This window comes from Corynebacterium limaceinasi (assembly GCF_046717465.1).
GTDB lineage: Bacteria > Actinomycetota > Actinomycetes > Mycobacteriales > Mycobacteriaceae > Corynebacterium.
Genome location: NZ_CP177100.1, coordinates 2,062,942 through 2,075,938, shown reverse-complemented (window position 1 = coordinate 2,075,938; position 12,997 = coordinate 2,062,942). Strand labels below are relative to the sequence as shown.

Sequence of the window (12,997 nt, the reverse complement as noted above, 5' to 3'; positions counted from 1 at the left end):
CCAGCCTAGTCGTGCCGGGGCCGCTTTAACTACTAGACTGGTCCTTTGTGCATGCACTGATGATTTCCAATCCCAATTCGACCTCGCAATCCAACGGGCTCTTTCGCCAAATCGTGCCCGCCCTGCGGGCCGTAGAAGGCATGCACCTATTGGTGAAATTCACCCATTACCCAGGGCATGCAGAAGACATCGTCCGGGGGCTTACCAGGGATGATTATGATGTCATCATTGCTGTGGGCGGCGATGGCACCGTCAATGAGATTGTCAACGGCCTGCTGGGGCCGGCCGGTGGAGATCTCCCCAGCCCGCACGATGTGCCGGCGCTCGCCGTCATTCCCACCGGATCCGCGAACGTCTTCGTCCGCGCCCTTGGCTTCCCCAATACTCCGGTTGAGGCCATCCACGTTCTGGCTCGCATGCTAGAGCGCGATCTGCGCCGCACCATTTACCTGGGCACCTGGAACGAACGCTGGTTTGCCGTCAACGCCGGTTTTGGCATGGATGCGGACGTCCTCGCGCGCGTGGACCGCGCCCGTGAACAAGGCTTTTCCGCCACCCCGCTGCGCTACCTCAACGTGGCCATTCGGGCTTGGTTGCGGGCTCGCCGCAACCCGCCACAGATCACGGTGCACGCGGAATCCCGCTTGGGGCAGACGCTTCATAAGAAGGATTTCCCACTCTTGTTTACGTCTAATACCAACCCCTGGACTTTCTTGGGCCCCTTGCCGGTGGTGACCAACCCGCGCAATTCCTTTGATGAGGGGCTGGCGCTTTTCGGCCTGGAAAAGCTCAGTGGCGTGCGTGGGGTTATCGGCCTGCTGCACCTCTTTGGTGCCGATAAGCACGGCTGGCTCAAGCGGCTGGTGAAGGAGAAGACCCTAGGCTTTGATGATGCCAAGCGCGTCGAACTCGATTGCCACTCCCCGCAGCGCTTCCAGGCCGATGGCGAATCCGAGGGGACCTTCCGCCACGTGACGCTGACCTCTGTGGCCGATGCCATCGAGGTCTACGCGCCGCAAGACAGGCGGCAGGTGGCCCAGCGCTCCGTGCAGGAAGTGCTGCGGGACTTTATTCGCCTTCGTTAGGATTCGTCCTCATCTGGGGCAGGACCTACCTTATTGGCGGTATCGGCCGCCTTCTTTTCGGCCTCTTCAACGGCCCGTTGCTCCGAACCCTCGATTTCCAGCGGGGATAGCTGAGCCATCTGGACCTTGATATTGCGGCGCTGGACCTCAAAGTAAAGGGTTCCGCCCTGCAGCCTTACCATCGTGGCCTGCGCCGGCAGCGGGAGCTCGCGCGTATCGAAGTTGAGGGAAAACGCCTCCTTGAGGCGCGGATCATCGGTGCCGTAGACCTCCATGCGAAACTCCGGGCCCACTAGCCGCAGCGTGACCATCGCGGTGGACTTTTCCTTATCGCCGGGCAGGGTGCCGGTAAGCTCTGCCTCGGCAGAAACGCCGCCGGAGGGCGAAATATCATCCGGGTTGGCAATGGAGAGATCGGTAATGCCCAGAAGGCGCCCTAACGCCACGCCGTCCAGGGAAATGCCGCGCGAATATGTGGATACGGGCGCGCCTTCAATATCGCCGTTTACTACCTGCTCAGGGGTAACGGTGATATCGCGCAGCACGGTCGAGGCATTGACCATGCCCAGCTTGGGAACCTCCACGTCGAGCGCCTTGACCTGCAAGTAGGGGATTTCTTTAGAGCCTGCCGCCAACAGGTACGGGGTGCCGCCGATATACACCTGGGGGGAGTTTTCCAGCCGCGAGTTCTCCTTTACCTCCTGGGCAATCTTGTGCTCAGAATGCATGGCCACGCAGGCATCGGCCACCCATGCGGCAAAGACCACGCCCACCAGGATGAGGACGTGGACAATGCGCCGGTCGACTTTGACTACACTCACGCCTTCAAATTTAGCCTACGTATTATGGACACCATGAATATCACCGAAGAAAACCTCCCCGCCTCCCCAGAGCTGGCGGGCAGCCTGGAAGAACTAGCAGCGCACGCAGAAAAAGCCGACGGCATCGCCCCGCTGTCGGAGCAATTCCTCAACGGCCTGCGCGATGAGCGCCTGCACCACAAGCATTTGGTGGCTTGGCTGGACGGCGAGCCCATCGGCGTATCCAGCTGCGAGGATTCCACCGCGGAGCTTTTTATCGCCCCCGATTATCGCGGCAAGGGCTATGGCACCGCGCTTTACGATGCCACCGCTAACGCCACCACCAACCTCGAGACCTGGGCGCATGGCAACGGCAAGCCGGCTCAGGCCCTGGCTAATTCCCGCGATCTGAAGGTCACCCGCACCCTCGTGGTCATGGGCATCGAGGGCGGCGATCTGGATAGTGCAGCCCAAGTAGGCGAGCTTCCGCTGCAGGCCGCCAATTACAGCGAAGCGGTGGACAAGTGGGGCAAGGACACCGTGGAAAACGAGTGGCTGCGCGTGAATAATGAGGCCTTTAATTGGCACCCAGAACAAGGCGGCTGGGATTTAGAGCGCCTGCACCGCGGCATGGAGGCCGAATGGTTCGATCCTAAGGACGTTTTGTTCTTCTGGGACGAAAAAGAACAGGGGCACCCGACCCTGGCCGGTTTCCACTGGACCAAGTGGCACGAGGAGGAAGATCCCGGTTTTGGCGAGGTCTACGTGGTGGGCCTTGCGGAGGCGTACCGCGGCCAAAAATTAGGCGGACCATTGCTGCAGATTGGCCTGCGCCGCATGGTAGAAAAGGGAGCTCAGCGGGTTATTTTGTACGTGGAAGCGGACAATGAACCGGCACTGAAGGCCTACAAGCGCCTAGGCTTTTCCGTTGATGAAGAGCATGTCGTCTGGGGCTAGTGTGATTAAGGTCATGTCAACTTTCTAGCTTGTTCATTAATTGTTTACCTCACGGCACCCTGCTGGTTAATTCCTCCGGTTAGCTTTACTGATTGTGAGAAAGCCGCACCTGCGCACCTGCACCCCGCTTCCGAAGAGCGGACGTGGGATGTAGGTTCCCCTTTTTTATGGGGATGCGGTTTCCTCGGACAATCAATCTCTGATCTGCACCGGAAAGGGTTTTCCCGTGATTCGCAACTTCAAGCGCTCTGCCGCTATCTTCGGCCTCGTGGTCGCTACCTCTACCGCTCTCGTAGCTTGTTCTGAGGACACCTCCTCTGACTCCTCGGGTTCCTCCGACGGCAGCGGCGTCGCTGGCGAGCTTGTTGGTGAGGGCGCATCCTCCCAGCAGAACGCAATGTCCTACTTCGGCACCGCCTTCGCAGAGGACAACCCAGACGCAAACCTGTCCTACACCGCTTCCGGTTCCGGTAAGGGTGTTGAGGCTTTCATCAACGGCCAGGCAGACTTCGCTGGTTCTGACTCCCCGTTGAAGGAAGACGACGGCCAGATTGAGGCCGCCAAGGAGCGTTGCGACGGCAACGACGCATGGCACCTGCCTTCCACCATCGGCCCGGTTGCCATTGCTTATAACCTGGGTGACCAAGAGATCAACCTCTCCACCGATACCATTGCCAAGATCTTCAAGGGCGAGATCAAGAAGTGGAACGACGAGGCCATCGCCGCTGATAACGAGGGCGCAGACCTGCCGGACACCGACATCCACGTCATCTTCCGCTCTGACGAGTCCGGTACCTCCGATAACTTCCAGAAGTTCCTGAACGCCTCCACCGGTAACTGGGACGGCGAAGGCAAGCAGTTCCCTGACGCTGTAGGTGAGGGCGCAAACGGTTCCTCCGGCGTTGCTGACCAAGTAGCAAACATCGAGGGTGCCATCACCTACGTTGAGGCCGGCTTCGCTGACCAGAAGGAAGCTGACGGCGTCAAGAAGGCCAAGATCGACTTTGGCAACGGCCCGGTTGAGCTGAATGACGACACCGTCAACAAGGCATTGGAGAACCTGGAGTTCAAGGACACCGCTTCTGAGAACGACATGGTCGTTGACTCCAAGGCTCTCTTCGCTTCCGATGTTGAGGGTGCATACCCGCTCATCCTGACCACCTACAACATCGTCTGCTCCGCTGGCTACGATGACGAGACCGCTGAACTGGTCAAGACCTTCTTCAACGACGTTCTGGATCACCAGGATGACCAGTTGGCAGAGCAGGGCTTCATCCCAGTTAAGGGTGACCACCTTGACCGCCTGAAGAGCGCCGTTGACGCACTACAGTAAGGCGTAAACCGCGCTTTACCTCGCGAAATAACGTTCCGCCCGCCCCCACTGCCGCCCTCGAGACGCGCTTTGGGGGCGCAGGCATGTAACGCATGACCCTTTGTTCCACTTTAAATAAGGATTAGTACGTCTCATGGCAGACAATAATCTCACCAAGGCATCGACCTCGGAGACCCTCCCCGTCTCTGGCGTTGAACAGCCTCATACCCGTGGCGATAACGAGAATGACTTGGCTACCTCCAGCTCCGGTAGCTCCGTCAAGCGCCCCGGTGACCGCATTTTCGAATTCCTCTCCACGGCCTCTGCCACGCTGATTACCGTGATGATCGCGGCGATTGCCGCCTTCCTCATCTGGCGCGCCGTCCCGGCACTCAGCGTGAACGAGAACGGCCTGCTGGGCTTTTTCACCCACGGTGAGCGGTGGGAGACCACCGATACCTCCGCGATGAAGTTCGGTATCCCGACCATGTTCGGCACCACCGTCCTCATCTCGGTCTTCGCCCTGATCCTGGCCATGCCAGTGGCGCTTGCGATTGCCATCTTCTTGTCCAACTACGCCCCTGCACGCTTGGTTAAGCCGCTGGGTTTCTTGGTGGATATGCTGGCCGCCGTGCCGTCCATCGTTTACGGCCTGTGGGGTTGGCAGGTCCTCGGCCCGGCCCTGTCCAGCTTCTATACCTGGCTGGAATCCTGGGCCGGCGGGTTCTTCCTGTTTACCCATTACGATAATTCGCCCGCCTTTGCTACCGGCCGCAACCTCTTTACCGGTGGCATCGTGCTCGCCGTGATGATCCTGCCAATTATCGCCGCCACCGCCCGCGAGGTCTTCGTGCAAACCCCTCCCGGCCAGATCGAGTCCGCCCTGGCACTGGGCGCTACGCGCTGGGAAGTCATCCGCATGACCGTCCTGCCCTTCGGTATGTCCGGCTACGTCGCCGGCTCCATGCTGGGCTTGGGCCGCGCTTTGGGTGAAACCATGGCGCTGTACATGGTGGTCTCGCCGCTGGTGGACTTCCGCTTCTCGCTTTTCGATGGCGGCACTACCTTCGCCACGGCCATCGCCCTCGCAGCTGCCGAGTTCGGTAACGAGACGCGCGCCGGTGCATATATCGCTGCCGGTTTGATGCTGTTCTTGCTGACGTTCGTGGTCAACGCCATTGCCCGCGCCATCGTGAAAAGCAAGTAAGGAAGGACAACAATGACTACTACGACAAATAACAAGCCCGCCTCCGCCGGTGGGGCAACCTTCCTGGAAATCTCCGGTTCCCGCAAGGCGGCCAATAGTATTGCCACCGTCGTTGTATGGGCCGCTATGGCCTTGGCGATGGTCCCTTTGATCTGGGTCCTCTGGGAGCTGATCTCGCGCGGTAGCGGCGTGATTTTCTCCGCTGACTGGTGGACGCTGTCCCAGCGCGGCGTGATGAATAGCGCCGAAGGTGGCGGTGCCGCCCACGCCATCGTCGGTACCTTTGTCCAGACCGCCCTAGCATCCATCCTATCCATCCCGATCGGCATCTTTACCGCCATCTACCTGGTGGAATACTCCAAGGGTGGCTGGCTGGGCCGCACCACCACCTTCATGGTGGACATCCTGTCCGGTGTGCCCTCCATCGTCGCGGCGCTGTTTATCTTCGCCATGTGGATCACGCTCTTTGGCTTTGGCCGCTCCGGCTTTGCCGTCGCCCTGTCCCTGGTCCTGTTGATGATTCCCATCGTGGTGCGCAATACCGAAGAGATGCTGCGCGTGGTTCCCATGGACTTGCGCGAGGCTTCCTATGCGCTCGGCGTGCCCAAGTGGAAAACCATCGCACGCATCGTGCTGCCAACCGCCCTGTCCGGCATTGTGACCGGCATCATGCTGGCCATTGCCCGCGTGATGGGTGAATCCTCCCCAGTGCTGGTCTTGGTTGGTTCCTCCTCGGTCATCAACTGGGACGCGTTTAAGGGCTCGCAGTCTTCGCTGCCGCTGATGATGCTTGATATGTACAAGGCCGGCGCGCAGCCTGCCGTGCTGGATAAGCTGTGGGGCGCAGCGCTGACGCTGGTTATCCTCATCGCCATCCTCAATATTGCGGCGCGCGTAATTTCCGCGAAGTTCTCGGTCAAGAAATAGCCGCACTCGATTCCGCCACTTTTACACCCCTTAAGAGGAGAAACCTCCACAATGTCTAAGCTCGAGCTCAATGACGTCGATATTTTCTACGGCGATTTTCACGCCGTGCAGAACGTAAATATGCAGATCCCAGCGCAGGCCGTGACCGCCTTCATCGGTCCCTCCGGCTGCGGTAAGTCCACCGTGCTACGCACCTTGAACCGCATGCACGAGGTCATCCCTGGCGCATCCGTCAAGGGCGAGATCCTGCTCGATGGCACCAATATCTACGGCCCCAAGGTGGACCCCGTATCCGTGCGCAATACCATCGGTATGGTCTTCCAGAAGGCCAACCCATTTCCCACCATGTCCATTGAAGACAACGTGGTTGCCGGCCTGAAGCTATCCGGCGAAAAGAATAAGAAGAAGCTCAAGGAAGTCGCCGAACAGTCCCTGCGCGGCGCCAACCTCTGGGACGAGGTCAAGGACCGCCTGGATAAGCCGGGCGGCGGCCTCTCCGGTGGTCAGCAACAGCGCCTGTGCATCGCCCGCGCGATTGCCGTGGAGCCGGAAGTTCTGCTGATGGACGAGCCCTGCTCCGCACTGGACCCAATTTCTACCTTGGCTGTGGAGGACCTCATCCACGAGCTGAAGGAAAACTTCACCATCGTCATCGTGACCCACAACATGCAGCAGGCCGCCCGCGTGTCCGATAAGACCGGCTTCTTCTCCTTGGAAGCTACCGGTAAGCCGGGCCACCTGGTGGAATTCGATGAAACCACCCGCATCTTTGAGAACCCTTCCCAGAAGGAGACCGAAGACTACATTTCCGGTCGCTTCGGCTAATACGTAGCCTCTGATTGTCCGACAAGGGCGGTACCTCCAGCGCAGGGAGGTACCGCCCTTGTGGCAGTTTTAGGCCTATGGTCCTAGCGGCTTTAGGTCTATGGTCCTAGCGGCGGAATTGGCGTTCCAATTCGCTCATGCGGGCCTCGAACTCGGCATCCTTTTGGTCCTCTTGGAGCTTCTTTTCAAACTCTTCCGGCAATAGGCCGGTGGCAAAGTAAATGATGCGGCCAGCCACGGAGACGCAGTGATCCGCGTAGCGCTCGTAGTAGCGGGTAATCTGCGCCGTCTCTACGGCCTCGCGCACCGTTCCCTCCCAGTCGCGCTGGGTGAGAATGCGCAGCAGGTGGTGGTTAATATCGTCTACCGCATCATCATCGGAACGCAGGTTAACGGATAGCTCGGCATCTGGGGTGACCAAAATATCGTGTACCACCGAGCCCATTTCCTGGGTCAGGCGAAACATTTCCTCCATGAACCCGAGGTATTCAGCGGGTACGACGGCATCTGGGTGGCGGCGGCGCGCGGCATCGGCAATGTGCTGGGCCAGCTGGCCCATGCGGAAGAGGTCTTCGACAATGTAGATGGAAGAGACCACTTGGCGCAGATCCTGGGCCATGGGATTTTCCAGCGCCAAAAGCTTTACCGCGCGTTCGGAGCAGCGTGAGCGGATGTCATCGAGCTCCTCGGTGAGGCTGAGCGCATCCTCCGCGGGTTCCAAGGCGCGTTCGAGCAGCGCCTGGGAGGCCTTATCCATGATGGTGCGGACGGTATCGCACATGACAATGAGGTCGTGCGAGAAGTTGTCCAGATGCTCACGGTAGGCAGTACGCATGCAGAAAATGATAGCTCAGAAACCGCGCAAATGCTTGCTGAGTCACACCGGCGCGATTTTAGCCGCCGGAGTTATAAATATCGGCGCCGACCGGAACGAATTCATCCTCGGGGTCATCAAGCCAGCCATCGGGAAGCGCGACCTTGGAGGGCGAGCCCTGGCGCCCGCGCGCACCATCGGCATCGGCAGCCAAAGCATCAGAATCCGCCCAAGGGGCCAGCAATTCGCGCAGGCTCTCTAAGGAATCTACCTTGGCTAGGCCGGCGCGCACCTGCCCGCCGACGGGGAAGCCGCGCAGGTACCAGCCAATGTGCTTGCGGATGTCCCTGGATGCGTGATCCTCGCCCTCGTGCTGTGCGAGCAGCTCCGCATGGCGCAGGATTACCTGGGTGACCTCGCCTAAGGTGGGCTCGGCGGGGATAGACTCGCCGCGCAGGGCAGCGCCCAGCTCTGCGAAAAGCCACGGCCGGCCCAGGCAACCTCGGCCCACCTGCACGCCATCGCAGCCGGTGGCCTCCATCATGCGGCGGGCGTCATCGGCGCGGAAAATATCGCCATTGCCCAGTACCGGAATACCGGTATCCGCGAGGTGTTCCTTGAGCCGGGCGATCTCATCCCACCGGGCATCGCCGGAATAGCGCTGTGCGGCCGTGCGACCGTGCAGGGTTACGGCGGCGGCGCCGGAATCCACGGCAATGCGCCCTGCATCGAGGTGCGTATGGTGCTCGTCATCGATGCCTACGCGCATCTTCACCGTGACGGGGATATTCGTGCCCTCGGTGGCCTTGACTGCAGCGGAGACGATATTGCCAAAGAGGCGGCGCTTATAGGGCAGGGCAGAGCCGCCGCCACGCCTGGTTACCTTGGGAACGGGGCAGCCAAAGTTCATGTCGATGTGGTCCGCCAAATTCTCATCCACGATGATCTTGGCTGCTTTATAGGTATATTCCGGATCCACCGTATAAATCTGCAGGGAACGCGGATCTTCATTCGGGGCAAAGGTGGTCATGTGCATGGTTTTCTCGTTGCGCTCCACCAGGGCCCGCGCGGTGACCATCTCGCAGACATACAAGCCCGACACCGTCCCGGTGCGGGCCAGCTCCTGTTCCCTGCACAACGTGCGGAAGGCAACGTTGGTTACCCCCGCCATGGGGGCGAGGATGACGGGGGAGGAGAGATCATAGTTTCCAATGCGCAAATTCACGCCCTAATTGTGCTCGTTAACCGCAGAATTTAGCAACTGAAACGAAGGTGGCGGTTACTGAGGAATCCCATTATTGGGGTGAACGTCACAAAATGATGGTGGCGAAAACGTTAATTTTCGCTACTGTGGTCTGTGTAACTAAATTGGGTTGGCCGTAACAGCGGTCTACTCGTATATGAAGGAGGATGACAGTTGTCCGATAGAATCGCATACGCCCCGTTTGAGAAGCTCGTAGTTTCTGCAGAGGAGGCTGCGAAGTACGTCAACAATGGTGACCGCGTAGGAATCTCCGGCTTCACCGGTGCCGGTTACCCTAAGGGCTTGCCTACCGCCATTGCAGATAAGGCGAAGGCGCTGCACGAAAAGGGCGAAGAGTTCAAGATCGACCTCTTCTCCGGTGCTTCTACCGCCCCTGACTGTGACGGTGTTTTGGCAGAGGCAGAGGCCATTAACTTCCGCTCCCCATACAACTCTGACCCGCTGCTGCGTAAGCAGTTCAACGACGGCACCGCGCTTTACCAAGATATTCACCTGTCCCACTTGGGCCAGCAGGTAGAAGAGGGCTTCTACGGTGACTTCCAGGTAGCCATTATCGAGGCCGTACGCATTACCGAGGAAGGCAATATCGTGCCGTCCTCCGCAGTGGGCAATAACCTCGAATTCGTCGAGGCTGCAGACAAGATCATCATTGAGATCAACGAGTGGCAGTCCGAGAACCTTGAGGGCATGCACGACATCTACCGCATCGACAAGCTGCCTAACCGCCAGCCCATCCCGATTAACAAGCCTGGCGACCGTATCGGTACCACCTACATGGAGATCCCGGAGGAGAAGGTCGTTGCAGTTGTCAAGACCAACTCGGCAGACCGCAACGCTCCATTCCGCGAGCCAGACGAGACTTCTGAGAAGATCGCCGCTAACTTCATCGAGTTCTTGGAGGGCGAGGTTGCTGCAGGCCGCCTCGAGTACGACAAGTTCATCATGCAGTCCGGTGTGGGTAACGTGCCGAACGCCGTGATGGCAGGCCTTTTGGACTCCAAGTTCGAAAACATTCAGGCATACACCGAGGTTATCCAGGACGGCATGCTGGACCTTATCGATGCCGGCAAGATGACCGTGGCCTCTGCAACCTCCTTCGCGCTGTCGCCGGAGTACGCAGAAAAGATGAACGCGGAGGCAGACCGCTACCGCAACCACATCATCCTGCGCCCGCAGCAGATTTCCAACCACCCTGAGGTCATCCGCCGCGTCGGCCTGATTTCTTCCAACGGCATGATCGAGGGAGATATCTACGGCAATATCAACTCCACCAACGTGTCCGGTTCCCGCATCATGAACGGCACCGGTGGCTCTGGTGACTTCACCCGTAACGCGTACATCTCCACCTTCGTGTCCCCGTCCATCGCGAAGGATGGTGCCATCTCCGCTCTGGTTCCGTTCGTGTCCCACACGGACCACACCGAGCACGACACCATGGTCATCATCACCGAATACGGTGTGGCTGACCTGCGTGGCTTGGCTCCAAAGCAGCGCGTAGAGAAGATCATCGCCGTGGCTCACCCAGACTACCGTCCGCTGTTGGAGGAGTACTACGAGCGTGCGAAGCAAAACAAGTTCCAGCACACCCCGCACGACTTGAAGACTGCCTTCGATTTCCAGGTTAACTTCATGGAAAAGGGTGACATGCGCGGTTAATCCCCACCGCCACGGCAAAGGAGGGCCTCCCAGCTGGGAAGCCCTCCTTCTGCTTTGTGTGGATACTCTCAGGCGAGGGGTTAATTAGGAGATCTAAAAGTCAACACGCTAATATAGAGCGACGTTGGGCCTTTAGCTCAGTTGGTAGAGCTACGGACTTTTAATCCGCAGGTCGTGGGTTCGATCCCCACAGGGCCCACATCAGGAGCCGCCTTCGGGCGGCTCCTTTTCTAGTTTTTCACGAGCTTCTTAATGGCGTGCATAGCCTCCGCTAGCTTCTCCTTAGCCACCTCGCCGTCCTCGGCCGCCGCGCCGGCCACGCAGTGCTCTATGTGGTCTTCTAGGAGCGCCAGAGAGACGTTTTCTAGCGCTGATGTCACCGCGGAGATTTGGGTGATGATATCGATGCAGTACTGGTCCTCATCGACCATCCGGTGAATCCCGCGCGTTTGGCCTTCGATGCGCTTTAAGCGCGCCAGATAACGCGCTTTGCTCTTACTATCGGCGTTGTATCCGTGTACATCTGGTTCGTGGCACGAACAGGTTTTCTGCTGCTCAGACATGGTTAAAACTCCTTCTGGGGGAGCGATTTTGTTTCTTGGTGATGTCTCCAGTATATTTCTAGAAGTCGCCAAGAAGCGACTGGCCCCCATCGTCTAGCGGCCTAGGACACTGCCCTTTCACGGCAGCGGCACGGGTTCGAATCCCGTTGGGGGTACCAACACCCTTGTGTTGGTACGAAATAATTTTTCGTTTGGCCTTGTGGCGCAGTTGGTTAGCGCGCCGCCCTGTCACGGCGGAGGTCGCGGGTTCAAGTCCCGTCAAGGTCGCATTCTGAACAGTACACGCTTCGGCGGGTACTGTTCTTTTTTGGTTTTGGACGGTTGCTTGCAGGTGCCACACCGCTAACGGGGCATCGGCAAGCGCAGCGGAAAAATAGGCATTGTAGTGCTGATTTGTGTTGTTTCCTGACGCCTGTGTAAAGTAACTACCCGTGCCCAAGGGGCACAAAAACTGAAAATGGCCTTGTGGCGCAGTTGGTTAGCGCGCCGCCCTGTCACGGCGGAGGTCGCGGGTTCAAGTCCCGTCAAGGTCGCGGAAACCTTCGGGTTTCTGGCCAGATAGCTCAGTCGGTAGAGCACACGCCTGAAAAGTGTGGGGTCGCCAGTTCGATCCTGGCTCTGGCCACAACTATGGTCCTTCCTTATTATCAAGGAGGGGCCATTTTTGGTTTAATGGGGGACATGGAAAAAGCAATTTCTCATCAGACCGATCTGTCCCGTTTCGTGCTTACCGTTGATGGTGTGGAAGCGGGGATCTGCGAGTATGTAGATTCCGGTGATACCCGCGAGTTCAACCACACGGTCATCGGGGATGACTTCCGTGGACAGGGCTTGTCCTCACCGCTGATTAAGGCTGCCCTGGATAAAACCCGGGAGTCCGGCATGAAGGTCATCGCCACCTGCTCTGCTGTGGCGCACTTTATGGAAAAGAACCCCGAATACCAAGATCTGCTGCGCGGTTAAGCACAGCAAAAAGCGGCCCACACAGGACTGTGGGCCGCTTTTAGTCTATTTAGATGTAATAGTCCGGATCCACGAGCTTGACCCGCTCATGCCTATTTGAAGGCCGATTCTTGGCGGGGATGCCCACCGCGATGTGATCTGCCGGTACGTCCTTCGTCACAACGGCGTTGGCCCCGATGGCGGAACCGGCCCCGATGGTGATGGGGCCTAAGACCTTGGCGCCCGCGCCGATGGTGACGTTATCTTCCACCGTGGGGTGGCGTTTGGTCTGGGTGAGCACCTGACCGCCCAGCGTCACGCCGTGGTAGAGCATGACGCCATCGCCAATTTCCGCGGTTTCGCCGATGACAATGCCCATCCCGTGGTCGATAAAGAAGCGGCGCCCGATGGTGGCGCCTGGGTGGATCTCAATGCCGGTAAAAAAGCGGTTAATTTGGGCCAGGATGCGCGCAGGACCCCGCAGGCTACGCTTCCACAGCCAGTGAGATACGCGGTGCGACCAGATGGCGTGCAGGCCTGAATAGACGATCGCGTTCTCAACGTCGCCGCGGGCGGCCGGGTCGTGGTCGCGGGCATTGGCTAAATCTTCGCGGATATATTTAATAATGCTCATGCGGACTATAG

At 58.8% G+C, this 12,997-nt stretch carries 13 protein-coding genes and 5 tRNA genes; 13 read left to right on the top strand and 5 right to left on the bottom strand.

Going from position 1 to position 12,997, the window contains the following annotated elements; translation table 11 throughout:
- The first annotated feature begins 59 nt into the window (after positions 1-59).
- Positions 60-1,085: a diacylglycerol/lipid kinase family protein gene (locus tag ACLI1Q_RS10125; RefSeq protein WP_255716773.1), complete on the top strand. Its 1,026-nt coding sequence runs from the start codon at positions 60-62 to the stop codon at positions 1,083-1,085.
- Here the strand turns inward: ACLI1Q_RS10125 and ACLI1Q_RS10120 are convergent.
- On the bottom strand, positions 1,082-1,906 hold the full coding sequence (locus ACLI1Q_RS10120) for a DUF2993 domain-containing protein (RefSeq protein WP_023023819.1): 825 nt from the start codon (positions 1,904-1,906) through the stop codon (positions 1,082-1,084). The genes ACLI1Q_RS10125 and ACLI1Q_RS10120 overlap by 4 nt on opposite strands.
- 33 nt (positions 1,907-1,939) lie before the next feature.
- Between ACLI1Q_RS10120 and mshD the strand changes: the two genes are divergently transcribed.
- From mshD to pstB, 5 genes are all read left to right on the top strand, one after another.
- Entirely contained in the window at positions 1,940-2,842 is a 903-nt protein-coding gene (gene mshD / locus ACLI1Q_RS10115) for a mycothiol synthase (RefSeq protein WP_239268323.1), read from the top strand.
- Positions 2,843-3,068: 226 nt separating this feature from the next.
- Entirely contained in the window at positions 3,069-4,175 is a 1,107-nt protein-coding gene (pstS, locus tag ACLI1Q_RS10110; RefSeq protein WP_023023815.1) for a phosphate ABC transporter substrate-binding protein PstS, read from the top strand.
- Between the two features lie 133 nt (positions 4,176-4,308).
- A complete protein-coding gene (gene pstC, locus ACLI1Q_RS10105; RefSeq protein WP_023029516.1) occupies positions 4,309-5,361 on the top strand; it encodes a phosphate ABC transporter permease subunit PstC in 1,053 nt (350 codons plus the stop codon).
- Positions 5,362-5,373: 12 nt separating this feature from the next.
- Positions 5,374-6,288, top strand: a complete 915-nt coding sequence (pstA, locus tag ACLI1Q_RS10100) for a phosphate ABC transporter permease PstA (RefSeq protein WP_005279624.1) — start codon at positions 5,374-5,376, stop codon at positions 6,286-6,288.
- Positions 6,289-6,339: 51 nt separating this feature from the next.
- Positions 6,340-7,113: a phosphate ABC transporter ATP-binding protein PstB gene (gene pstB / locus ACLI1Q_RS10095; RefSeq protein ID WP_005279626.1), complete on the top strand. Its 774-nt coding sequence runs from the start codon at positions 6,340-6,342 to the stop codon at positions 7,111-7,113.
- Between the two features lie 106 nt (positions 7,114-7,219).
- On the opposite strand, the gene phoU is transcribed toward pstB, so the two are convergent.
- Both phoU and dusB read right to left on the bottom strand, forming a co-directional pair.
- Complete coding sequence (gene phoU / locus ACLI1Q_RS10090) at positions 7,220-7,948, bottom strand: phosphate signaling complex protein PhoU (RefSeq protein WP_284849498.1); 729 nt, start codon at positions 7,946-7,948, stop codon at positions 7,220-7,222.
- A gap of 58 nt (positions 7,949-8,006) precedes the next feature.
- On the bottom strand, positions 8,007-9,152 hold the full coding sequence (gene dusB / locus ACLI1Q_RS10085) for a tRNA dihydrouridine synthase DusB (RefSeq protein WP_284849497.1): 1,146 nt from the start codon (positions 9,150-9,152) through the stop codon (positions 8,007-8,009).
- A 192-nt stretch (positions 9,153-9,344) separates the two neighbouring features.
- Here dusB and ACLI1Q_RS10080 point away from each other — a divergent pair, with 192 nt between their 5' ends.
- Both ACLI1Q_RS10080 and ACLI1Q_RS10075 read left to right on the top strand, forming a co-directional pair.
- Positions 9,345-10,847: an acetyl-CoA hydrolase/transferase family protein gene (locus tag ACLI1Q_RS10080; RefSeq protein ID WP_284849496.1), complete on the top strand. Its 1,503-nt coding sequence runs from the start codon at positions 9,345-9,347 to the stop codon at positions 10,845-10,847.
- Positions 10,848-10,973: 126 nt separating this feature from the next.
- Positions 10,974-11,046, top strand: a tRNA-Lys gene (locus ACLI1Q_RS10075).
- A gap of 31 nt (positions 11,047-11,077) precedes the next feature.
- Here ACLI1Q_RS10075 and ACLI1Q_RS10070 read toward each other — a convergent pair.
- On the bottom strand, positions 11,078-11,410 hold the full coding sequence (locus tag ACLI1Q_RS10070; protein ID WP_284849495.1) for a metal-sensitive transcriptional regulator: 333 nt from the start codon (positions 11,408-11,410) through the stop codon (positions 11,078-11,080).
- An 82-nt stretch (positions 11,411-11,492) separates the two neighbouring features.
- Between ACLI1Q_RS10070 and ACLI1Q_RS10065 the strand changes: the two genes are divergently transcribed.
- From ACLI1Q_RS10065 to ACLI1Q_RS10045, 5 genes are all read left to right on the top strand, one after another.
- A tRNA-Glu gene (locus ACLI1Q_RS10065) sits at positions 11,493-11,568 on the top strand.
- A 35-nt stretch (positions 11,569-11,603) separates the two neighbouring features.
- A tRNA-Asp gene (locus ACLI1Q_RS10060) sits at positions 11,604-11,677 on the top strand.
- 192 nt (positions 11,678-11,869) lie between these two features.
- Positions 11,870-11,943, top strand: a tRNA-Asp gene (locus ACLI1Q_RS10055).
- Between the two features lie 19 nt (positions 11,944-11,962).
- Positions 11,963-12,035, top strand: a tRNA-Phe gene (locus ACLI1Q_RS10050).
- A 56-nt stretch (positions 12,036-12,091) separates the two neighbouring features.
- On the top strand, positions 12,092-12,373 hold the full coding sequence (locus ACLI1Q_RS10045; protein WP_284849494.1) for a GNAT family N-acetyltransferase: 282 nt from the start codon (positions 12,092-12,094) through the stop codon (positions 12,371-12,373).
- Positions 12,374-12,422: 49 nt separating this feature from the next.
- Here the strand turns inward: ACLI1Q_RS10045 and epsC are convergent, their stop codons facing one another.
- The gene (gene epsC / locus ACLI1Q_RS10040) at positions 12,423-12,986 is read right to left on the bottom strand and encodes a serine O-acetyltransferase EpsC (RefSeq protein ID WP_284849493.1); all 564 of its coding nucleotides are present in this window, start codon (positions 12,984-12,986) and stop codon (positions 12,423-12,425) included.
- Positions 12,987-12,997 lie beyond the last annotated feature (11 nt).